Origin of the sequence: Candidatus Marithrix sp. Canyon 246 (assembly GCF_001723685.1) — a bacterium.
Classification (GTDB): domain Bacteria; phylum Pseudomonadota; class Gammaproteobacteria; order Beggiatoales; family Beggiatoaceae; genus Marithrix.
This window is the reverse complement of sequence record NZ_MCBX01000001.1, coordinates 92,936-115,765: the sequence shown is the minus strand read 5'-3', so window position 1 is coordinate 115,765 and position 22,830 is coordinate 92,936. Positions and strand designations below refer to the sequence as shown.

18 protein-coding genes are annotated in these 22,830 nt (G+C 34.1%); 11 read left to right on the top strand and 7 right to left on the bottom strand.

The annotated features are described in order from the left end of the window. Positions 1-7 precede the first annotated feature (7 nt). The 3 genes from BHU68_RS00500 to pdxJ are packed head-to-tail and all read left to right on the top strand — an operon-like array spanning position 8 to position 3,574. Positions 8-1,642, top strand: a complete 1,635-nt coding sequence (locus BHU68_RS00500; protein WP_069470002.1) for a sigma factor-like helix-turn-helix DNA-binding protein — start codon at positions 8-10, stop codon at positions 1,640-1,642. Next, positions 1,642-2,862, top strand: a complete 1,221-nt coding sequence (gene waaA, locus BHU68_RS00495; RefSeq protein ID WP_069470003.1) for a lipid IV(A) 3-deoxy-D-manno-octulosonic acid transferase — start codon at positions 1,642-1,644, stop codon at positions 2,860-2,862. The genes BHU68_RS00500 and waaA overlap by 1 nt, the downstream gene beginning before the upstream one ends. Next, a complete protein-coding gene (gene pdxJ / locus BHU68_RS00490; RefSeq protein WP_069470004.1) occupies positions 2,855-3,574 on the top strand; it encodes a pyridoxine 5'-phosphate synthase in 720 nt (239 codons plus the stop codon). Before waaA ends, pdxJ begins: the two co-directional genes overlap by 8 nt. A gap of 517 nt (positions 3,575-4,091) precedes the next feature. Here pdxJ and ltrA read toward each other — a convergent pair. The 3 genes from ltrA to BHU68_RS00475 all read right to left on the bottom strand — a co-directional run bounded on the left by ltrA (position 4,092) and on the right by BHU68_RS00475 (position 9,621). Beyond that, positions 4,092-5,882, bottom strand: a complete 1,791-nt coding sequence (gene ltrA / locus BHU68_RS00485; protein ID WP_083234925.1) for a group II intron reverse transcriptase/maturase — start codon at positions 5,880-5,882, stop codon at positions 4,092-4,094. 569 nt (positions 5,883-6,451) lie between these two features. Continuing rightward, complete coding sequence (locus BHU68_RS00480) at positions 6,452-6,736, bottom strand: hypothetical protein (protein WP_069470005.1); 285 nt, start codon at positions 6,734-6,736, stop codon at positions 6,452-6,454. Between the two features lie 8 nt (positions 6,737-6,744). Continuing rightward, entirely contained in the window at positions 6,745-9,621 is a 2,877-nt protein-coding gene (locus BHU68_RS00475; RefSeq protein ID WP_069470006.1) for a caspase family protein, read from the bottom strand. A gap of 89 nt (positions 9,622-9,710) precedes the next feature. Here BHU68_RS00475 and folB point away from each other — a divergent pair, with 89 nt between their 5' ends. From folB to BHU68_RS00445, 6 genes are read left to right on the top strand one after another with little or no spacing between them, the layout of a single operon-like run. Continuing rightward, positions 9,711-10,070 carry a dihydroneopterin aldolase gene (gene folB, locus BHU68_RS00470; RefSeq protein ID WP_069470007.1) on the top strand — a complete coding sequence of 120 codons (360 nt, stop codon included), beginning with the start codon at positions 9,711-9,713 and terminating at the stop codon, positions 10,068-10,070. Continuing rightward, on the top strand, positions 10,070-10,522 hold the full coding sequence (gene folK, locus BHU68_RS00465; protein WP_069470008.1) for a 2-amino-4-hydroxy-6-hydroxymethyldihydropteridine diphosphokinase: 453 nt from the start codon (positions 10,070-10,072) through the stop codon (positions 10,520-10,522). The genes folB and folK overlap by 1 nt, the downstream gene beginning before the upstream one ends. Positions 10,523-10,525: 3 nt before the next feature. Next, positions 10,526-11,485, top strand: coding sequence for a hypothetical protein (locus BHU68_RS00460; RefSeq protein WP_069470009.1), 960 nt, complete (start codon positions 10,526-10,528; stop codon positions 11,483-11,485). 6 nt (positions 11,486-11,491) lie between these two features. Continuing rightward, positions 11,492-12,019 (top strand): GTP-binding protein, encoded by a 528-nt coding sequence (locus tag BHU68_RS00455; RefSeq protein ID WP_069470010.1) that lies wholly within the window; start codon positions 11,492-11,494, stop codon positions 12,017-12,019. Between the two features lie 14 nt (positions 12,020-12,033). After that, the gene (locus tag BHU68_RS00450; RefSeq protein WP_069470011.1) at positions 12,034-12,411 is read left to right on the top strand and encodes a roadblock/LC7 domain-containing protein; all 378 of its coding nucleotides are present in this window, start codon (positions 12,034-12,036) and stop codon (positions 12,409-12,411) included. Between the two features lie 12 nt (positions 12,412-12,423). Continuing rightward, on the top strand, positions 12,424-12,834 hold the full coding sequence (locus BHU68_RS00445) for a hypothetical protein (protein WP_069470012.1): 411 nt from the start codon (positions 12,424-12,426) through the stop codon (positions 12,832-12,834). Here the strand turns inward: BHU68_RS00445 and BHU68_RS00440 are convergent. Together BHU68_RS00440 and BHU68_RS00435 are read right to left on the bottom strand one after the other, a co-directional pair. Continuing rightward, positions 12,798-14,237 carry a metallophosphoesterase family protein gene (locus BHU68_RS00440; protein WP_069470013.1) on the bottom strand — a complete coding sequence of 480 codons (1,440 nt, stop codon included), beginning with the start codon at positions 14,235-14,237 and terminating at the stop codon, positions 12,798-12,800. The two genes, BHU68_RS00445 and BHU68_RS00440, sit on opposite strands and share 37 nt — an antisense overlap. Further along, a complete protein-coding gene (locus tag BHU68_RS00435) occupies positions 14,237-14,974 on the bottom strand; it encodes a pteridine reductase (protein ID WP_069470014.1) in 738 nt (245 codons plus the stop codon). Before BHU68_RS00435 ends, BHU68_RS00440 begins: the two co-directional genes overlap by 1 nt. Before the next feature lie 72 nt (positions 14,975-15,046). On the opposite strand from BHU68_RS00435, the gene BHU68_RS00430 reads away from it, so the two are divergent. Together BHU68_RS00430 and BHU68_RS00425 are read left to right on the top strand one after the other, a co-directional pair. Then, positions 15,047-16,048, top strand: coding sequence for a class I SAM-dependent methyltransferase (locus BHU68_RS00430; RefSeq protein WP_253182182.1), 1,002 nt, complete (start codon positions 15,047-15,049; stop codon positions 16,046-16,048). Between the two features lie 177 nt (positions 16,049-16,225). Continuing rightward, the gene (locus tag BHU68_RS00425) at positions 16,226-17,953 is read left to right on the top strand and encodes a chloride channel protein (protein WP_069470016.1); all 1,728 of its coding nucleotides are present in this window, start codon (positions 16,226-16,228) and stop codon (positions 17,951-17,953) included. A 47-nt stretch (positions 17,954-18,000) separates the two neighbouring features. Here the strand turns inward: BHU68_RS00425 and BHU68_RS00420 are convergent, their stop codons facing one another. Both BHU68_RS00420 and recG read right to left on the bottom strand, forming a co-directional pair. Continuing rightward, entirely contained in the window at positions 18,001-20,721 is a 2,721-nt protein-coding gene (locus BHU68_RS00420; RefSeq protein WP_069470017.1) for an NACHT and WD repeat domain-containing protein, read from the bottom strand. Positions 20,722-20,762: 41 nt separating this feature from the next. Continuing rightward, complete coding sequence (recG, locus tag BHU68_RS00415; protein WP_069470018.1) at positions 20,763-22,823, bottom strand: ATP-dependent DNA helicase RecG; 2,061 nt, start codon at positions 22,821-22,823, stop codon at positions 20,763-20,765. Positions 22,824-22,830 lie beyond the last annotated feature (7 nt).

Here is a 22,830-nt window from a genome sequence, read left to right as displayed (position 1 = left end):
TAGTAATATGGAATCAAAAAATTTTTATAATGAATTAGATAATATTATTTCTACTTTTCCTGAACGTTCACGTATGATCGTGGAGCGTCGTTTAGGTTTTAATGGTGTTTCTGATTCTTTAGAGTCTATTGGTCAAGATTTATCCGTAACACGAGAACGTGTTAGACAAATTGAATCTTCTTGCCTTTATACTATTAATAAATCTTGCGGTGTGGTTTTAGCGAAGAGATTGAAAAAACTCTTAAATAAACGTAAAAATCCACTTTATATGAATGATTTAGAGCAAGAGGATGAATGGCTGCAAGGGTTTTTAGAAAGAACAGTATTCTTAGGGCAATTAATAGAAAAATTAACAAATTATCATGTATTTGCAATTAATGATAATTTCGTCATAACACAAATTAATCGCGATCAATGGACTGATTTAAAAGCAGAAACATTGGTAGCTCTTAAAGAAAAAGAAAAAGAAAGACTTTCTCCAGCCAAAGTCAAACAATTTCTTCGTCATCTCGCTAGTAATCAAAATGCCGGCGAACTTAGTCAATTACTCTATGATTCTATTGAAGAGAAATTACATTATGCTTCACCACAAGGTAAAGGCGCAAAAATCTTATGTAGCGTCGGGCGTGGATTATCAAATATTTTAACTGGTTTATTAGTAGAGGCAACAGAACCTTTACATTACACGGAATTAGCAAAACGTTGTTCAGATGTATTAGGGCGGCACGTTGAAGGTTATGTACATAATAGTTTAAAAGATTTAGCATATCTATATGGACGTGGAATTTATGGAACTTTAGATCATTTTCCGGCAATTAATAAAAAAGAAATTTTATCCGCAACAGAAAAAATTATCACTCAAGGTCCCCCAGAACGTCAATGGAGTTGTAGCGAATTACTTTCAAAGTTAAAAAACAAGCATAAAACCAATGATTTAAATAAATATACTCTGAATATTATTCTATCCGAATCGAAGAAATTAAAATCAGTTGGTAGGTTAATGTGGATTAAAAAACGTAAAACTGGTGAAGTGTTACGAGTTGATTTGCAACAAACTGTTACTAATGTTATTAGAACCGCTAAACATCCAATTTATACCAATGACATTAAAGAGTTTATTTTAAAGCAACGAGGTTTAGATGAGTATTTTACGATATTACCGACTGCAGAAATTGCGCGTATCAAGCCTAATCTTTGGGGTTTAGTAGAAAGAGATTTTTTGCTGACTAAAGTAGAGCGTCAACAAATGATTGGTAGTTTCTTAAAGTTTTTAGAAAAACGTCAGCAAGGTTTACATATTTCAGAATTAAAAAATATTCTGTTAAAAGAAAATATTTCGTTACCAGATGTATTTACTAATTATATGGCTATGAGTCTTGCACAAACGGATTCTCGTTTAAAGGTGCGTCGTGGGCAAATACTTGGTTTGGCAACTTGGAAAGATGGTAAAAGAATTACTATTAGAGAAGCTGTAGAAAAAGTAGCTGAAAAGCTTACTGTTCCGATGAATATGTTGGAGTTAAGATCTGAAGTTGAAAAAATTGTTAAGCATGAGGTTAAACAACCTTTACATCGTTTGTTAGAAAACGCTAATTTGATACGTGATGAGCAGTTAAATACTTGGCATAAACAGGCTATGTAGTGCGTTTTATTTATAGTGCGTTATTTTATCTATTAGTTCCTTTTATAATAATACGTTTATTTTGGCGTGGTTATCGGCAACGTTGGTTAGAACGTTTTGCTTATCATTCATCTAATATCCCTCAAGGGGGGATTTGGATACATGCGGTTTCTATGGGCGAGGTACAAGCTGCTGTACCGCTGATTAAGGCTTTAATTAGTAAGTTTCCTCAGTATTGTATTTTGGTTACAACTATGACTCCTACTGGCTCGCAGAGAGTTCAGGAGGTTTTTGGTAAGCAAGTTTCGCATGTTTATTTGCCTTATGATTTGCCGGGTGCTATGGGGCGATTTTTAAATAAGATACAACCACGGTTGTTAATTATTATGGAGACTGAGTTGTGGCCAAATTTATTATACTCTTGTAAGAAGCGGCAAATTCCTGTGATTTTGGCAAATGCTAGATTGTCAGCAAATTCGGCTGCTGGTTATCAACGTATTAATGGTTTGGTAAGGCAAATTTTTAGTGGAATCACAGCAGTTGCGGCTCAAACATCTTTGGATGCAGCGCGGTTTATTGAGTTGGGTATGGCTGCAAGGAAGGTGCATATAACTGGTAGTATTAAGTTTGATGCTGATAATTTATCTGTAGATGATCAATTCCATATACAGCGGCGAGTTTGGATTGCGGCTAGCACTCATGAGGGCGAAGAGGATATTGTTTTAGAGGCGTTTGCTGAATTAAAGATACATTTCAAGGATTTGTTATTAATTTTAGTTCCACGTCATCCGGAACGCTTTAATAAGGTAGCGGCTAAATGTGAAAATACTAAGTTTATTACTAGCAGACGTAGCGAAGAAGGTAAAATCAATCTGAATACTGATATTTATCTGGGCGATACTATGGGTGAATTACCGTTATTATATGCTGCTAGTGATGTTGCTTTTGTTGGTGGAAGTTTGGTTGCTGTTGGTGGGCATAATTCTTTAGAAGCAGCGGCTCTGGGTTTGCCTGTAATTATGGGTCCACATGTATTTGAATGTGAAGCAATTTTTAAGAGTTTGTTAGAAGCTGAAGCGGCGACACAAGTTAATAATCGCGCCCAATTAATTTTAGCTGTGACAATGTATTTCAGTAATGATCAATTGAAAACACAGACAGGAGAAAATGGACGCTTATTTGTCAAAAAAAATCAAGGAGCTTTAGAGGCTTTATTAAATATAATTAAAAATTATGAATAATCCGATATATTTAGGTGTAAATATTGATCATGTTGCAACTATTAGGCAAGCCAGAGGTACTCGTTATCCTGATCCGATTCAGGCTGCTATTGAGGCAGAATCAGCAGGTGCAGATTTAATCACTTTACATTTACGCGAAGATCGACGACATATTCAAGATCGCGATGTATTGTTATTGAAGGATGTTTTACAAACGCGCATGAATTTAGAAATGGCTGTTACTGAGGAAATGTTAGCCTTTGCTGAACAGATTCAGCCACATGATGTATGTTTGGTGCCTGAACGACGTGAAGAATTAACTACTGAAGGTGGGCTTGATGTGGTTGGGCAAATTGATCGTATGACTGAGGCTTGTCAAAGATTAGCGGCTGTTGGAACACGAGTTTCTCTATTTATAGATGCTGATATTGCACAAATTGATGCGGCTAAACAAGTAGGGGCGCCAGTAATTGAGATTCATACTGGGCACTTTGCAGATGCTAGTGAGACTCATGAACAAATATTAACGGCAGCTAAACATGGTGCTGAAATAGGATTACAAGTCAATGCAGGGCATGGTTTGCATTATCATAATGTGGCAGAAATTGCAGTAATTCCAGAAATTAAAGAACTAAATATTGGACATGCAATTGTAGCTAGGGCATTATTTACTGGCTTTAAGGAAGCGGTTCGAGAAATGAAACGCTTGATGGTGGAAGCTCGTAATTTTTAAACTGCTATTAAGTTAAGGGCAACCACAAGGGGTTGCCCCTACTCATTGATTAGCAATACAATACATTATAATTTTTCAATCTTAGCTTCTGGATATTCTTGTTGTCGCAATTTCCAATTCTTTATTGTTACATATTTACATAATATTAAGTACAGCGAATTACGTGGATAAACTAATAAAGTTTATCTTCATTCAATTTTAGATAAAAAGATATTGTTAGCATAATCATTACTGTCTAGCGGCGTAGTAAAAATACCCACGCCCAATCGCTTATAATCCTTGTGCGATAACAGAAGCTAAAAGCACTAAAATAATACCACCACCATAAAATGGTCCAAGTGTTATAGAAAACATTACTTCTTTATAAGATGATTTTTCAAATCGAGTAGCATTTAAACTGTTAAACTAAGCCCTCTATGTCGCCATAAAGAACTCGTCTTCAGAACCGCACGTGAGACTTTCACCTCATACGGCTCCCCCCATATGGTCTTTATCAGTGCCACCTCAAATTCAAAGTTCATGCTTCTCCTCTGAATTTGCCTGTTGCCTTCATTGTTTTCATGAATTCGGCGTGGTACTGGTCATGACAGTGTAGGTGCATTAGTACTAGATTTTTATAAGAATCCTTTCCGCCCTCTGCTTTGAAGGTTTTATGATGGCTTTCCATCATGTCTCCATTTTTAAATATACTATTGCAGTATGCACATTTGCCATTTTGTTTTACAAGCATTTTGGCTTTACTTGGTGATATATCACCATAGCCTTTACTTAATCTTGCTGCCCAATATAACTCATCACCGTCGTAATATGATTTTCCTGCCTTTACCTTGACGTGTCTTTTTATCTTGGTATCTGTATATTTAACCAAGATTTGATCTACGATTCCGTCTTTTTTCGTGGCAAAGCACCATCTTCTTGTATCAATGGTGTGGAAATATTTATTAGCAATCCATTTTCTACCTTTGGTAGGATGTCTTCTTTTAGCCCATGCCCAAAGTTTCTGCCACATCAAATAGTCCAACTTTTGAAATGTTTCTGAAGCTACACAAGTTCTGTAATAGTTTGCCCACCCCCTAATTATTGGGTTTAAACGCCAAATTACTTGTTCTTGAGTCGCTGCTTTCATCTGCCTCAGCACTTCTTTAATCTTATTTGAATGTGTTTCTATGGATTTTTTACTTGGTTTTATGAGTATCTTGAAACCTTGTTTGTTCGCGAACTTTCTAGCTCTATAACCTGTAGTTTCATTCTCGTAATGCCTGCAATTGAAACCCAAAAAATCGAAACCTTCTGTGCTATGCACAATTCGAGTCTTTTCTTCTGATAATTCCAGACCACGTTCTTTTAACCATTCAGCTATAATTAGCTTAGAATCCTCAATAACTTTTTTATTTTCGTGCATTACCACAAAGTCATCAGCATATCTTACTATTCTGATTCGACCATTACGTAGTTCTATCACTCTGTATCCTTTTTCTCTTAGCTTTTCATATAAATAACCTTCTATTCCATCTAAGGCTATATTAGCTAAAAGTGGGCTGATAATACCACCTTGTGGCGTGCCAATATCTGACGCTTGGATTTTTTGGTTTTCCATAACCCCTGCTTTTAACCATTGTTTAATAGTAGCCTTGGCTACCTTTCCATCTATTAAATTTAATAAATGTTTATGGTCTATGTTATCGAAACAACCTTTGATGTCAGCGTCTAGTACCCATTTCTGCTTTTTGGATACACATTTGAAAATGTCCTCCATAGCATCATGGGCACTTTGTGCGGGTCTAAAGCCATAGCTATTAGGCTCAAAGATTGCTTCAAAAGGTGGTTCTATAGCAGTTTTGACTATTCCTTGAACCACGCGATCCTTGATGGTTGGAATTCCAAGCGGTCTTAACTTACCGTTTTTCTTAGGTATCCATACTCTTCTTATTGGTTTTGCACGATAACTTTTGAAAGATGATTGGGCAAGTTTCATTAATTCTTTAACTAATTCTTTCCTTTGTAAAGGACTTAATGATTTAACCCTATCAATTCCAGCAGTCTTTTTACCTGAGTTATCTTGTGTGATTCTACGAACATTTAAGATTATTGAGCAACTACTTCTTAAAAGTAGCTTGCTTAAAGCTTTTGCTTGTTTCAATTGACCAGCTTTGGTGGCTTTATAAATACGCTTTTGCAACTTGAAAACCGTTTTCTCAACCTTTCTCCAGACAACATCCTGCCATTCCCACTCTGAGGTGAGCCATGCCGGGGCTTTCTGCCCTGTTTTGTCTAAATAATTTTGATCTAACGTTTCTACTGTTATCATATTTCTATGTCTATTCACGCTTTATTATTAAGTGAATTGTTATTAACGATTTATGCTCCACATGACACTAAAGTAATCTTATATCCATATAATTGCCCTTTAGTTCCTACCCGGGTGCTGCGCTATCAGTTGACTGCTGACCTCTTTCCATACCACTTCTATGGTAAAGTGCTTTGCTACACCCGTTTTTCCTCGTTCCGATAAAATGTTTCAATGGTCATAGACCATCTTCATTGATAGTTTAGGCTTTAGCTATACGCCGAGGTTCTTGAGTTGATTAAATCACACAAATACAATTATGATTTACTAACCTGTCGTGTCCTTTTAGTCTACCGACGCTTCAAACGCTAATTCCTCTCGTAGCCATGCTATCTTGCTTGCCTTTCATCCTTTTACGGCGTTTTACCCTTGCTCAACCAGCAACGTGTCATTGCGCCAGCCGGGTAATGCTTTTGGACATATTTCAACTAATGCCCTAGGTTTTTAACCTTACCATTTTTATCAGTTATACTGAACTCCTGTCCAGTACTCTAATTTATGAAAATTTATTTCATTTAGTTAGAAACGAGTCACACGTAGATATGACTATCATCTGTCATACGATTTTTAATTACCCATGTATATAGTTTTCTATATAATCGTTCTTGTTGTAAAAAATAAGTGTCTAAAACCCAAAATAAAATTATTGGTATTACCGTAACAAACATTATATCCTTGTTCGATTGTAAGGCAAAAATAAAACCCATTACACTAATAGCCCAGCCTTTTATTAAAAACGATGTATGTGCCATTCTATTAATAACTGATTGAATTAAATCTATTTCTTTTATAAGAATACTGTGACGATCCGTCATATATTTACCTACCTTTTTAGTATTACAAAATTGTTCATTCCTTTGGGTATGTATAACATCGGAGTTTGCTTTCCATTGCTTAACTCATCTGTGCGACTAGCTATATAATTACTTAACTCATGAAGTTCAATTAAATTATCCTTATTTTTATCAGCATAGTGTTTATTTAAGGTTCTAAGTATGCTATGTGTAAAAATTCCATGACTTAATCCATCTACTTTGTGTGTAATCGTGTCACGATTACTGGAACTTATAACTGCAATATTAGCATTTACTACATTCTTCAATAAACGCGGATTAAAATCATTTTGAATGTGATTACTATCAATCAACAATATTCTTCTACCACGCGCTGCTGCCAAAGCCTTGTGTAGAATTTTCCATTCTAATAGTGTAGATTCTTGCCAGTTTTTACTTAATGCTTTAGCATCACTAGGTAAAATATAAGATTTGCCATCCTGATTCACACCATAGCCAGTAAAAAACAATATAACAGTATCATTGCTACCAGCTTGTTTAAATAATTTTAGCCCCTCTATGATATTTTCCTTAGTAGGATCTTGTGTACCATTTGTCAGTAAAATACTATGAACAGTATTATAAGATTTAGCTTGTTGATCAATAAAAACTTTGTAAATAGCAACCGCATCAGCAGCCGCTGATTTTAAATAATGTAAATAATCAATATAACTACCCACACCAATAACTAATAAATATAAATCTCCTTGTTGCGATGTTTGTGATGAATTAATTTGCAGGTTTTGCGAACTACTACCAATATCATTAGTTGCAATAAATTGCATATTATTAATACCAGAATCAACTACAGGAATAGTTAAAGTTTTTTGATAGTCTTCTTGCTCTAAAGCTAAATCAGTGAATGATGTCACTAAACGATCATTAACATATACATCCAATGTCTTGACTGGGCTTTCACTAGCATCAAAAGCTAATTCTACTGAAGCTTCTGTTTCAGAATTTGTACTAGATATAATTTGAAATTGCGGTGGTTGCGATTCAATTAATTGGCTAATTTGAAAGTCATCAGTTTTAGGGAAATTCAGAGTGCGAACCGTGTTGCTAACAATATCTGGGCGATATAGATGTTTATATAATTGACTTGCTTGTACATAATCAGCAGCTTTATCTACATCATGATTAATCTGCCAACCAATTAATTCATCTCCAGTAGCTGAACTAATATAATGACCAGTTGCTAACCAAGCTACCCATTGTTGTTTTTGATGATATAGTGTCAAAATATTCTTGTAAGTTTTTAAATTCCAAAGTCGCACAGTGCCATCTTCGCCACCTGATATTAAAAAACGACCATCTGCTGAAATTGCAATTGCCCACACATTGCTTGTATGCCCAACATAATTACCTAATTTTTTACCATCGCGATTATAAATCGCAATAACACCATTAGCTCCAGCACTGATAATATTATTTCCATCTGGTGTAAAGCTATAAGTTAGATGACGATAACCATTAGTCATACCTCGTTTAATACTGACTTGAGTAATCTTTTTATGATTAATATCAAGAACAGCAAAATAACCATATTTTCCGCCCGGGCGGCTAGAAAGTGACCAATCTAAGTATTTAGTTTGAGCTTGAATAAAATCCCAATTATCTTTGTTGTTAATTTTTCTAGGAATACCGATTCTAGCTTCAGCAGTAAATTTTGGTAAGCTGAGACTATATTCTAAGCCACCACGTTGATTAATATTTTTATAATCAAGTTTTTTACCCCAGCCAATTGCATTATGTTCATTAGAAAAACCGACACTCCAAATATTAGCATTGTTTCCACCTAAACTGGTTATATGCTCTGCCTTAGTTAAACTCCATAAATTAATTGCATGTTTATTACCACCAACACTAGCTACTTGTTCACCATTAGGGCTGATAGCTATTGCTGTAATTTTATTGCTATGTCTTTTATACCTTGCTACATGCCGAAAATTAGAAATTGACCAAACATGACAATGTACAGGCGTAGTTGTTCCTCCTGATACTAAATAATTTCCTTTTTTACTAAAAGCCAAACTACTAACACCATCATCTAATTTAGCAAAAGTTTTAATAAAATGACCATCTTTAGCACTCCACAAACGAATAGTCTTATCCAAGCTAGCTGAAGCTATATATTTAGAAGAAATCACCACAGTAGTTATTTTTTCTTTATGCCCCTTTAATATCTTAAGTAATTCTCCAGTATCTACTTGCCAGAAACGCATGGTTTTATCATTGCCAGCAGTAATAACGCGCTTAGAATCTGATGTAAAAGCAACAGCACTGATATCGCCAGTATGTCCATTTAAAACATGTAGTTTCTGTTTTGCTTCAATATCCCATATAATTGCAGATTGATCAGTGCTACCTGAAATCAGAAAATTATTATTAGCCGAAAAGGCTAAAGATTTGATAGTATTTTGATGCCCTTTTAATAAAGTAATAAGTTCGCCACTCTCAAAATCATATAATCGAATAGCCATTTTTTCTTCACTAGTGCCGGTAAATAAACCGCCAGTTGCTAACCATTTACCATCTGGAGATAAAGCTAAGGCATAAATTTGTCCATCTTGCCCTAAACTTATTTGCCCACGTAATGTTCTAATAGTCTTGCCGGTTGAGGTATCCCAAACACGAACTACTTTATCATTACCAGCAGACACTAAATACTTTCCATCTGGTGTAAATGTTAATCCATGAACTACAGCCTTATGTTCACCATTATCAATTGTAAATATACTTGGTATATTTTCACTATCTGTATTTGATTGCGACGTTATGGGTTCTATTGTCTTATCAGAAGATAATAGCCATATAATAAATGCTACAATGATTGAAAAAAAGATTAGAATACGAAATCTAGGCATGATTTTTATGTTAAATAATTTGAATTAAATAATAATATATAATATTTTAAAGGCTAAATGCTAACATTTATTTAAATAAGGTTAAAACTATGGACATAATTTTTATAAGAGAATTAGAAATAGAAACAATTATTGGTATTTATGATTGGGAACGTAAAATCAAACAAACTTTAGTGTTTGATTTAGAAATGGCAACTGATATTCGTAAAGCTGCTGCTACTGATAATATTGATGACACTCTTAACTATAAAGCTGTATCTAAACGTTTGATTGATTTTGTCAATGGCAGTGAATTTTTATTGGTTGAAACAATGGCTGAACGTATTGCAGAAATCGTGCTAAATGAATTTTCAGTGCCTTGGCTACGTTTACAAGTAAACAAACGCGGTGCTCTCACTAGCTCACGAGATGTCGGCATTATTATTGAAAGAGGTAATAAAACTTTATAATGGCACGAGTATATATTAGTATCGGTAGTAATATCGAACCATTACGTTATATACGTTCTAGTATTAGAACTTTACGCCAATATTATGATAAACTAATATTATCTTCAGTTTATGAAACTGAAGCGGTAGGTTTTGAAGGTGATAATTTTTATAATTTAGTTGTCGGTTTTGATACTAAAATGGAAGTACATAAGGTAGTTGAAACTCTAAAGCAAATCGAAAACGATAATAATCGTCAACGAACTAGTGAACGCTTTTCAGCACGTACCTTAGATTTAGATCTTTTATTATATGATAATTTTATTGTTAAAGATGAAATATTAAAATATGCTTTTGTAATCATTCCATTAGCTGAAATCGCGCCACAATCTTTACATCCTATTACCAAACAATCTTATAGTGACTTAGCACAAGCTTTTGATACCAGTGAACAAGCTATATGGCGAGTTTAAAAAATGAATATTTCAACTTATGCACTTGAAAATGATGATAAATTTTTTTTCATAGCGATGCTAACTATGGCGGCAAATGGTTTAGAACTTTCTGAGAAAGATCTAATTTTAGTCGATATTGAACAAGCTGAAGGTAAGAAATTTTGGTTGAAATATCATACTGAAAAACAATTGATTGCATTTGCATATGAAAATATGGTTGATGCTACTTGGTTTTTAGAAAAGCCTATTCAATTAGCAAAACTAAAATCTTTGCTTAAATTGCTTTCTCAAACAAGTAACAAGCAGCCAATTGTTGAACCAACACCAATTGTTGAATCAACACCAATTGTTGAATCAACACCAATTGTTAAACCAAATGATAGCTTTGATCCATCCTTGTTTTTAACAGGTGTATTCTTGAAGCATGAAGCTATATGTATTAAGGCAGCAAACTTTGCACCTTTATATATTTTGCCTGAACAAAACAGTTGTCTTACAACAGTTGACATTAATTTTCGCCATTTAAATTCTGAACAAAAACAATTTTTTGAGGCAGAAATTTCACAAATTGAAACCGAAAGTTTAACAGCAGATGATATAGCGACAAGATCGGATTTATATAAATATCCTATAGAAAGTTTCTTATGGGCAACAACTTTATGTTCTTCAAAAGGTAGTTTATTAAATGGTATTTCTGTTGATGAAACTAAGATACTATTAAAGCAATGGCCTGATTTTTCTATATTAGTGCATGACATTGCTCATATTCGTCTTGCTGCTATTATGGTAAGACGAAGTCTGACTCTTAAAAGTCTTGCTGATAGAACACAAATTCCTATAGAAACTGTAGTAAATTTTTTTAATGCCTGTTTTATCACTCAACTTATTGAAATTAACAATAATATATCTGATGAAAATGAATCTATTTATTCATCTGAACAGCATTCTATATTTAAAAGTATTTTAAATAAACTGGAATAAAAGCATATGAAAGAAATTAAATTAGTTTTTACAGGCAGCATGGGTGCAGGCAAAACTACTGCCATATCTGCTATCAGTGAAATACCTGTTATTAATACTGATGTACGTACCATCGGTGAAGATGCCCAATATAAAAAAACCACAACGGCTGCTATGGATTATGGCGAATTAACTTTAGATGATGGAAATAAACTTAGACTATATGGCACCCCCGGGCAAGAACGTTTCCAATATATGTGGCCGATTATCATAAAAGGTGCTTTGGGTTTAATTATTTTAGTTGATGATGCTAATTCCCATCCATTAAAAGATTTAGCACTTTTTATTAATTATTTTAGAGATCATATTAATAAAATTCCGACAGTAGTAGGTATTACCAGAAGGGATCTTGAACAGGGTCCAAATATTCAAGAATATCATGATTATCTACACAAAGAGGGTCTGAAATTACCTATATTTTCAATAGATGCACGACAACGTGATAATATAATCTTGATGATACAAGCATTAACTGCTATGGTAGAATTTAATTAAGAGGTAATCAATTAATGTTTTCTCAACAAGTAATTACCCAATTATCTAATGGTTTAAAGCAATTGCTAGAAAATTGTGATCCAGTTGACGCTGCTTTAATTGCAACAGTAGATGGACATATGGTGACTATGGAGCAGCGCGGAAATTATTTATTAGAGCGTTTAGCGACAATGGGGTGTAGTATTATGTCTTTAGGAGATACTATTACTTCTGAATTAAAAATGGGAATTTGTAATAATATTATCTCTGAAAATGAACTTGGAATTATTATATTTATGCACATAAACGACGATGTGGTTCTAGTTAGTTTAACAACACAAAAGAATGCTTTAGGCATGTTATTGACGCATTCCAAAAAATGCGCTCAAGATTTAAAAACTTTAGTAAATTAATAGGAAATTAAAATGGCTAATATTAATGAAATTTGTGCTGAAATTGTACATGATGTAGATTCTGCTGTAGCTTGCGCGGTAGTTGATTTAACTACTGGGTTAATATTAGGAATAAATCATACTATTCCTTATTTTACTAATTCTTATTTAGATGCAGTTGCCGCAGCGGCTGTTGAAATGATGCGAGGTAAAAATATTCGAGTCATTGAAGATATGCTGGCTAGTATGCGTGGAACAGAAAAGCAAACAAATTTAATTGAAGAAGTACAAATGACAACTAAAGGTACTTATCATTTTATGGCAGTGATTCCAGAAAAACCAAATTCTTTAGTGGTATTAATTACAACTAAAAAAGCCAATTTAGGAATGGGATGGGCTGCTGTACGTCAGTCTTTACCTAAATTAGCATCTCTTTGCCCATAAAGCAAAGAAATAAACTGAATTTGTTTTAATTCTTTATCATAAATAGCAAATTGAGCAGCATCTAAAGGCTTAACGCGCGGGATTCCCACTGATCCCGGGCATATTAAAGTGTGTGTAAACTGTTTTAATTCCATCGTTTCTTCAATATAATGTTTATCATAATGCGATCCTAATCTACCATAAACTCCGGGTATATGTGTATGACCATGAAAACAAATCGGAATTTTCTTGTTTTGCAATTCATTTAAATTATCTTCATAAGTCATTTCATAAACATAAGCATTAAAAAATGTTGGATCAACTGGGGCGCCATGTACCGCTAACCAATCTTTATGACGTATCATTGGTGGTAATTCTAATAACCATTTTTTGTTATCTGAACTAACCTTATCCTGACTCCATTGCAATGCCGCTTGTGCTACTTGTGAAAAACCATGTTCAAATTTTCCTGTTGCTAGTGCATGATCATGATTACCCTTTATAATGTAAATGTTTGTTTGTGCTTTTAGTGTTTCAATACAAGCATTTGGTTGTTTACCATAACCAACTATATCACCTAATACTATAATTCGATTAATATGCTTGGATTCTAAAAAATCTAATACAGTTTCTAATGCTGGTAAATTCGCATGAATATCAGCTAACAGAGCAATATAACGACTTTTATCAAGATTGATTGAAAGTAATTGTTGTGGATTTAAGACATTAATTAATGAATTTGCTATGATTCGCTGTGTTTTAGATAAAAATACATTACGTAATTGTTCAGCTAATACAGTTAAATATTGTGAATCATTAAAATGTTTTAAAATTAATTGACGAATTATTTTTCCAAGTTTGCTTGCTAATTCTGCTGTCAACCAAGATAATGAGCGGATATACACACCTAGGATTTGACCACAACTAATAAACCTATCCCAGCGATATAGATCATCGTCTATATAATATAATTCACCAGATTCAGTAACTGCAAAATTGGATAATCCTTCATCTAAACGTAATTTAAACTCTTGTGCTACCCTAAAATAGAGTTCAAATATCGCCTTTAAATGATGTAAATTTGTATCAATATGCACCGCTGTTAAATGCGGTGTAATATTGCCAATGACAATTTTATCATTAATAGTTGCAACAAACCAAGTTTTAGTAGGATGATGAACTTGTAATTTTTGTTCTTGTTCTAAATGAGTTGTTGCCCTGCCTATAGAGTTTTTTAAATCTAAATTGAGTTTAGAATTGATTTTAATGATATTTTTATCATTGCTATGTATGTGAGTATTTGGTTTACCGGTAAAAGTTGTACCATGATTTAATTTAACTCTTGGTGTTTTTAATAAAGCACTTATCTCTTGTTTTTTGTAAGTTATTTCGCCCTTAACGGCTCCAATTAGAGTAATATCCATTATTGATTCAAACTACGCCCACCATCTACAGGTATAATTTGTCCAGTAATATACTGTGCATCACGTATTAAAAATAGGGCTATTTTAGCAATATCTTCAGGTGTACCGTGACGCTCAAGTGCAACTTTTGCCATTATTTCTTGTTTACTAGTTTCATCTATATTTTCTTCAGGCCATAGAATAGTGCCGGGCGCGATTCCATTTACACGTATATTTGGTGCTAATTCTAAAGCTAATGCCTTGGTAAGCATAATTAATCCAGCTTTAGCACTAGAATAAACAGGGTATGATGGCTTAGGGCGTTTACCATGAATATCCACTAAATTTATAATACAACCTTGGCTAGTTTTTAGATACGGTGCTGCTGCTTGAGATAGAAAAAATGGTGCTTTTAAATTAGTACCAAATAAATCTTCCCATTCTGATTCTGTAACTTGCCCCACTGAAGTAGGATAAAAAGTTGAAGCATTATTAATTAATACATCTAAACGCTCATAAGTATCTATGATTTGTTGTATCATATCACTTAATTTTGTGGTATCCAAGACGTTGCCTTGCACTAATATGACGGAATTTGGACGCTTATTATTTAATTCTGCTTGTAAAGCACGTGCTGCTGTTTCAGATTTATTATAATTTATTGCGAGGTTCATACCTACAGCATGTAATTTATGTGCAAGAGCGGCTCCTATACGTTTCGCGCCACCAGTAATAAATGCTACTTTAGTTTCTAACATATGAATACCTTATTTTCCCATATAAAACAAACGATTAATCAGGCTGGAGGTCGTATTTCATTCTACGAATTTATGCACCATGCACTATATGCACCCAGCTTGGGTTATTATAGTGCAGGTAGTCGTAAATTCGGTGCAGAAGGTGATTTTATCACGGCACCAGAAATTTCTCCTTTATTTTCGCATTGTATTGCTAGACAATGTCAACAAGTCTTAGCTGCTATAGAAAATGGAGTGATTTTAGAATTTGGTGCTGGCTCAGGAATCATGGCAGCCGATATTTTACAAGAATTAGAACAACTTGATTCACTACCAAAAAAATACTTAATATTAGAAATAAGTGCCGACTTACAACAGCGGCAACGCGCTACCTTAGAAAAACAAGTACCACATTTAATAGATAGAATTGAATGGCTACAACAATTACCAGCAACGACATTACAAGGCGTGATTTTAGCCAATGAAGTTTTAGATGCAATGCCAGTACACCGTTTTCGCCTTGATGAGCAAGGAATTTCAGAATTTTATGTAACTGTTGAAGAATCAGAATTTAAATGGCAAATTTTGCCGACTGAAAATGAAGAATTACGAGAAGAAGTAGAAAAATTACGTCCAAACCTACCAATAGGCTATATATCAGAAATCAACTTAGCCCTACCAGCTTGGATTCAATCATTACCATTAGCCACAGGCTTAGTATTATTAATAGACTATGGCTTTCCTAGTTCTGAATATTACCATCCTCAACGTAATGAAGGCACCTTAATGTGCCACTATCGACACCAAACCCATGATAACCCACTAATAAATGTTGGATTACAAGACATAACAACACATGTCAACTTTACCACGGTAGGCAAAGCAGCAATAGCGGCAAATTTAAAAGTTGCAGGATATACCAACCAAGCCAACTTTTTACTAGCCAGTGGCTTAGCACCAACTATTGATCCTAATGATACCAAGGCATATTTACAACAAGCACAACAAATAAAAACCCTGACATTGCCTAACGAAATGGGAGAATTATTTAAAGTCATGGCATTGACAGCTAATTTTGATATTCAATTAAACTAATGGTATTATAAAAATATTAATTGCGCAAAATTAAAAATTATATGTTTTAATGTAACCTTTTTTCCTGACAAGTTTCATGAAGATTTCAAACATATCCCCAAAGATTAACTAGGTAGGGGTAGTTGGGTAGGTACGACCTCATCTGCCTACCATTTAACTCCTATCCTAATTACTAATATGTCTTTCAAAATCAAAAAATTACCCGATATAATTATCATTACTGCTTTAACTACTATTATTGGTATCTTAGCCGGATTTGGAGCGATTTTAACAGAATATTTAGTTGAAATAGTCCATCATAGTTTTTTTGAACAAAAATTATGGGGTTTATTAGACTGGGCTGGTGATTATTACATTATAATTATCCCTGCTATTGGTGGTATCATTTTTGGTACAATTATAATCAATTTTGCTCGTGATGCAAGAGGACATGGTGTATCTGAAGTCTTGGAAGCAGTAGCAGTACGTGGTGGGCGCATCCCGCCAAAAGTTGGCGTGGTTAAATCAATATCCTCTGCTTTTTGTATTGGTACTGGTGGATCAGTAGGATTAGAGGGTCCAATTGCGCAAATTGGTGCCGCTATTGGTTCCAATATTGGACAGCTTTTTCACCTAACTGAAGAAAGAATTCGTCTGTTTCTTGCCTGTGGTGCAGGTGCCGGTATTGCCGCTACTTTCCATGCACCTATAACAGGATCTATCTTTGCCATAGAAATAATTTTAGGTCATCTTGAAGCTCGCTATTTCAGCGCAGTGGTAATTTCAGCGGTAATTGCTGATACTATCGCCCAATTCTATAAAACATCCCTTCTAACAGTACCTATATATAACTTAGTTAGTGTTTGGGAACTATTTTTATATTCTATCTTAGGTGTAATCATAGCTTTGGGCGCGATGGCTTTTATTAAAGTATTACATAGCATGGAAAACTTTTGGGAAAAATTGCCAATTTCTGACTATTTAAAACCAGTTTTAGGTGGAGCCTTATTAGGCATTATTGGAATGATAGTATTTTTTCAAGTTGATGGAACTCCACGTTTTTTTGGAATTGGCTATCAAAGCATTAACGACGCGCTAAATGGCGAATTAGTAATTGAACTAATTATTGCCTTATTTGTCATCAAAATTTTTACCACCAGTTTAACTTTAGGTTCAGGCGGCTCAGGAGGAACTTTCACACCCTCATTATTTATGGGCGCGATGTTAGGTGGTAGTTTTGGGCATCTTGTCAATACATGGTTTCCAATGCTGACTGCACCAGCAGGTGCTTATGCTTTAGTTGGAATGGCAGCATTTTTTGCCGGTGCTGCTCATGCACCATTAACTTCTATCATCTTAGCAATTGAATTAACAGGTAATTATACTTTAATTTTACCTATTATGTTAGCAACGGTAACCAGCACCTTAGTCACAAGCAGCATTCATCCTCATTCAATGTACACCATGAAATTAGCACAACGCGGGATTAAAGTTAGAAGAAGCGAACCCGGGCATGAATTGGATTTAATGGAAACCATAACTGTTGGTGAAGCAATGACAAAACAAGTTGAAACAGTATCATTAACAATCTCATTAATTGATTTAATAGATAAGTTTAATCAAAGTAATCATAGAGGATTCCCAGTAGTAACTGAGGATGGTGAACTAATGGGAATAGTTAGTATCAAAGACTTAGATAATGCAATAGCATCAGGAAATATAAAAGGGCGAGCAGTCTCTGAAATTGCAACTACAGATGTATTGACAGCCTATCCATATGAACCAATGAAACTAGCATTAGAACGTCTCGCACTACGTGATATTAGTCGTTTACCAGTAGTGCAAGAACAAGGATCACGTAAATTGGTAGGTATTCTATTAAGAAAAGATATAATTAATAGTTATCGTGAAAATGCGAGGGTTTAGACCTGACAGGTTTTAAAAACCTGTCAGGTCTTTGACTTTATTGGTTATTAATATTGAGAACAAGTCTTCTGATAAGCTTCATTAGGAAAATAATGATTCCATTCAGTTTGTGTTAGATTTCTACCAACCTTTTCACATGCTGTATTTATCCATGATTCTGGATTAATATTCCAAACTCGAACCTTATTATCCTTACTACCAACAGCAATTTTATTATTATCAGGGCTAAAAGCAACACTAAGAGCAGCACTTCTTCCAATTAAAGGTTTAGCGGCAGGTAATCTAGTTTTAACATCCAAGAATCTAACAGTCTTATCATAACTAGCACTAGCCAATGTTTTACCATCAGGGCTAAAAGTTACAGCTCTAATCCAAGACTTATGCCATGTTATTGGTTTTCCTATTGGTTTTCTAGTTTCCGCATCCCATAATATAATAGTCTTATCATCACTAGCACTAGCAAATATTTTACCATCAGGGCTAAATGCTACACCATTCACAAGATTTGAATGCTCACGCATTGGTTTTCCAATAGGCTGTAGATTTTCTATATCCCAAAGTCTTAAAGTTTTATCAAAACTTGCGCTAACTAACTTCTTACTATCAGGGCTAAAAGCTAAGCTATAAACAGTTTTTTTATGTTGTTCAAAACGTCCAAGTTCAACCATCGTTTCAACATTCCAAATAATGATGTTAGTATCATAACTACCACTAGCTAAATACTTACCATTTGGACTAAAAGCTACACTCCAAACTTTAAAATCATGATTTTTCAATGATGAACCAATTGATTTAAAAGTTGCTGCATCCCATAAAATAATAGTACTATCTTCACCTCCAGTCGCAATCATTTTACCATTTGGGCTAAATGCTACACTTAGAACATCTCCACGATGCTGAGTTAATCTTCCAATTTCTGTATTAGTATTTAAATTCCAAATTCTAACTGTTCCATCCTTACTCGCACTCGCAAGCAAATTGTTATCAGGGCTAAATGCAAGACTTAAAACTGATCCTCTATGCCCTTTTAAAGTATGTTCCATTGGAACTAATTTGTTTAAAATATAATTTAGATTTTGTTGTGTCTCAGAAGTATCAAATATACGTTGGGCTTGTACTGCTAATAATACTGCACGTTGTAATTCTTCTTTTGTAACTGTTTGAGATTTAGCAATTAATACTGCTTGTGAGCTTAATTGAATAGCTTGTGCATGTTCGCGTAATTCTTCAGCTTCTTGTTCTTGTTGTGCGGCTTCAGCTAAACGACTTCTTAAGTCTTTTATTTCTTCAGTAAACTTTTGCTTTTCTGCTACTATTTTTGATGCTTTTTGATATGATCCATACCATAAACCAAGAATTATGATTAATAACACAAATAAAAATGCCATTCCGTTTTTGGCATTACGTAATTTTGCATCTTTAATCTTTAATTCAGCTTGTGCGCGTACATTTAAACCTTTTTTAATAAAAACTCTTTCAGAGGAAGTTAATCTATCACCTTCTCTTTTCAAATATTCTTCTGCTGCTGCTAACTGCGCACCTCGCAATAAACCAATATCTTTCTTACGTGATTTGTGCCATGATTCTATTGCTTGTGCTAAATTATCGCGCCATAAATAGAATTGACGTTCTTCATCTACCCACTGCTTTAAAACTTCCCAATTATAAATAAGATTATCATGTACTAATGTAACTGTTGCTTGACCAATTGATTCTTTATCTTCTATAACTAATAAATTAGCATCAGCTAATGGTTTGACTACTTGTTCCCAATCATCATCACTGACTTGATCGCGAGTTAATATTTCACAACTATCTTCTGTAGCTATACCGGGAATTATTAATTGAATAAATAAACGACGTACTTTCTTTTGTTCTCTTAAAGTTTCAAAACCGTCATAAATGTTATTGGCATTTTTAGATAAGCATTTATCAATACAATTCATTACCTCATAATTTGCCTGAGTCAATAAATGATCGCTTTGCTGATTCCATAACATGGTTAAAGCAAATTCTATTTGCGATAAACGTAGTTTATTTTCCTTAATTTCTTTTATCAGTCTATCAGTTAGTTCTGAGGTAAATTTGACACCTAATTTATGTGCTGGAGTTTCAATAACCTGCCTTAGTTGTTCATATTCAGCTATAGAAGTTAATATTTTGCTTGGATTACTATCAAATAGTAAGGATAATCGTCCATATTCTAAAGCTTTTTTCAGAAAATCTGTGCGTATTGAAATTAGCAAAGTTACTGGAATAGTAGTCTTATCTATATCCAATAGACTATCTATAAAACGATGTTGTAATTTTTGATCTGAATTTAAATAATATAATTGTTCAAAATGATCAATGATTAGTAATAAACGTTTGTTAGGTGTAATAACACGTTGTATCAAATGAGAAAGTTTTAAACTACCATTTTGAATACCCGTAACAAAACTATTGTATTCCTCAAGTTTCTCTTCTGCTTCATTATGATTGAGTTGATCAACTAAGGCATATATTAGTTCATTGAAGGGATTATGTTGAGGTGAACATTGGACAATTATTAATGAATCATTTTGACGTAAACGCGGAATTAAACCCGCATTAATTAGAGATGTTTTGCCACAACCACTAGCGGCAACTAAACTAACAAAGTTATTTTTTTCTACTGCTACTAATAACTCTTCAACTTCTTTTTCACGTCCAAAAAAATTAGCAGCATCTTGTTCGCGAAAGGCAGATAAGCCTCGGTAAGGATTATCCTTAATATCTTCATTTGTCATTATTTATTCCTGAAATAAAATTAACACACATAGTATAGTATTTATACCTCACCATAATGCAAACTTTCTTTGATCCAACGTCCTATTAAAGCTTGACAGTTATCAGGATATTCTTGAAATAACAGTTTTCCTAATTCTAAAATATCAACTAATAAAGCCTGATCACGTTGTAAATCTGCAACACGTAAATTCATCAAGCCTTTTTGACGGGTGCCTAAAACATCCCCCGGACCACGTAAATCTAAATCATGTTGTGCAATTAGAAAACCATCATTATTATCACGTATAATTGCTAAGCGTGATTTTGCAACTTCAGATAAAGGTAATTGATACAATAAAACACAATAGCTTTGTAACATACCCCTACCTACACGCCCTCTTAATTGATGTAATTGCGCTAAACCTAAACGTTCTGGATTTTCAATTATCATTAAACTAGCATTAACAACATCAACACCTACCTCAATCACTGTTGTTGCAACTAATAATTGAAGTTCTTGTGCTTGAAAAGCAGCCATTACTTGTTCTTTTTCTTTCGCTTTCATGCGCCCATGCACTAAACCAATATTTAAATCAGGTAAAGCGGCTTCTAATTGTGCAGCGGTTTCGCTAGCGGCTTGACATTGTCGGCTTTCAGATTCTTCAATTAAAGTACATACCCAATAGGCTTGACGACCTTCATGTTGACAAACTTGCTTAATACGTGCCACGATTTCATCACGGCGAGTATTAGGTATAATAACAGTTTTAATTGGATTACGCCCCGGTGGCAATTCATCAATCACCGAAGTTTCCAAATCCGCATAAGCAGTCATTGCCAAAGTACGAGGAATTGGAGTTGCAGTCATAATCAATTGATGAGGATAAATACCTTTTTCACTGCCTTTATTACGTAAAGCCATACGCTGATGTACACCAAAACGATGTTGTTCATCAACAATAATTAACCCTAATTTGGCAAATTCAACTTGTTTTTGAAATAAAGCATGTGTGCCAACAACTAATGATGCTGTGCCACTGCTAATTAGTTCCAATGCCTGTTCACGTTTTTTCTTAGTTAAATTACCAGTTAGCCAAGTTACTTCAATATTTAAAGGCAGAAACCATTCTGAAAATATGCGTTTATGTTGTTCAGATAACAACTCTGTCGGTGCCATTATTGCTACTTGATAACCAGATTCAATTGCCTGTAAAGCACAGTGTGCTGCGACAACAGTTTTGCCTGAACCTACATCACCCTGTAATAAACGTTGCATAGGATAAGTAGCGCACAAATCAGTTGCAATTTCTTGCGAAACTTTTTCTTGAGCGGCAGTCAGTTTAAAGGCTAATTTTGATAAAAAAGTTTTAGCTAATTTACCACTATTTATTAATAGTGGTGCCTTATGACTACGATTAGCTTTTCTTAATCTATACAAACTCAGATGATGCGCTAATAACTCTTCAAATGCTATACGCTGTATAGCTGGATGCTGACCATTTTGTAAATCTTGAATACAAATATCAGAACTTGGATGATGCAAAATACGTAATACATCTTTTAATGGCAACAAATTGAATTGATTTAATAGTTTGGATGGAATATAATCAACTATTTTTTCAGCATTAAAAATTTGATTAATCAGTGTATGAAATAAAGATTGATTTAAATGACTATTACTTGGATATATAGCAGTTAAATGTTTTTCTTGTAAACTATTTGAGTTAGAATCAATTTGTTCATACTGCGGATGTACAATTTCCAAACCATGATATGCTTGACGCACTTCACCAAAACAACAAAGACGGATACCAGACTTAAATTTATCTTGTAATCCGGGGTAAACATTAAAAAAACGTAATGTAATCGTATTATTACCGTCACTTAATATACAAATAAGTGAACGTTTACGACTAATCTTCAATTGAGTAGTTTGGATTACACCTTCAATTAATACATGTTCTCCAACTTTTAGTTCTGATAATGGCTTAATTTGAGTACGGTCTTCATAGCGTAATGGTAGATGAAATAGCAGATCTTCAATTGTATAAATATTCAGACGTGCTAATTGTTCAGCTACTAATTCGCTGACACCGTCTAAGTTTGTTACTGGTGTCGTCATAGTAGAT

Excerpts from the sequence above, each read along its gene's own strand:
- BHU68_RS00500 (WP_069470002.1), top strand. The coding sequence starts at position 8 with ATGGAATCAAAAAATTTTTATAATGAATTAGATAATATTATTTCTACT.
- pdxJ (WP_069470004.1), top strand. The coding sequence starts at position 2,855 with ATGAATAATCCGATATATTTAGGTGTAAATATTGATCATGTTGCAACT.
- ltrA (WP_083234925.1), bottom strand. The coding sequence starts at position 5,882 with ATGATAACAGTAGAAACGTTAGATCAAAATTATTTAGACAAAACAGGG.
- BHU68_RS00480 (WP_069470005.1), bottom strand. The coding sequence starts at position 6,736 with ATGACGGATCGTCACAGTATTCTTATAAAAGAAATAGATTTAATTCAA.
- BHU68_RS00475 (WP_069470006.1), bottom strand. The coding sequence starts at position 9,621 with ATGCCTAGATTTCGTATTCTAATCTTTTTTTCAATCATTGTAGCATTT.
- folB (WP_069470007.1), top strand. The coding sequence starts at position 9,711 with ATGGACATAATTTTTATAAGAGAATTAGAAATAGAAACAATTATTGGT.
- folK (WP_069470008.1), top strand. The coding sequence starts at position 10,070 with ATGGCACGAGTATATATTAGTATCGGTAGTAATATCGAACCATTACGT.
- BHU68_RS00460 (WP_069470009.1), top strand. The coding sequence starts at position 10,526 with ATGAATATTTCAACTTATGCACTTGAAAATGATGATAAATTTTTTTTC.
- BHU68_RS00455 (WP_069470010.1), top strand. The coding sequence starts at position 11,492 with ATGAAAGAAATTAAATTAGTTTTTACAGGCAGCATGGGTGCAGGCAAA.
- BHU68_RS00450 (WP_069470011.1), top strand. The coding sequence starts at position 12,034 with ATGTTTTCTCAACAAGTAATTACCCAATTATCTAATGGTTTAAAGCAA.
- BHU68_RS00445 (WP_069470012.1), top strand. The coding sequence starts at position 12,424 with ATGGCTAATATTAATGAAATTTGTGCTGAAATTGTACATGATGTAGAT.
- BHU68_RS00440 (WP_069470013.1), bottom strand. The coding sequence starts at position 14,237 with ATGGATATTACTCTAATTGGAGCCGTTAAGGGCGAAATAACTTACAAA.
- BHU68_RS00435 (WP_069470014.1), bottom strand. The coding sequence starts at position 14,974 with ATGTTAGAAACTAAAGTAGCATTTATTACTGGTGGCGCGAAACGTATA.
- BHU68_RS00430 (WP_253182182.1), top strand. The coding sequence starts at position 15,047 with ATGCACCATGCACTATATGCACCCAGCTTGGGTTATTATAGTGCAGGT.
- BHU68_RS00425 (WP_069470016.1), top strand. The coding sequence starts at position 16,226 with ATGTCTTTCAAAATCAAAAAATTACCCGATATAATTATCATTACTGCT.
- BHU68_RS00420 (WP_069470017.1), bottom strand. The coding sequence starts at position 20,721 with ATGACAAATGAAGATATTAAGGATAATCCTTACCGAGGCTTATCTGCC.
- recG (WP_069470018.1), bottom strand. The coding sequence starts at position 22,823 with ATGACGACACCAGTAACAAACTTAGACGGTGTCAGCGAATTAGTAGCT.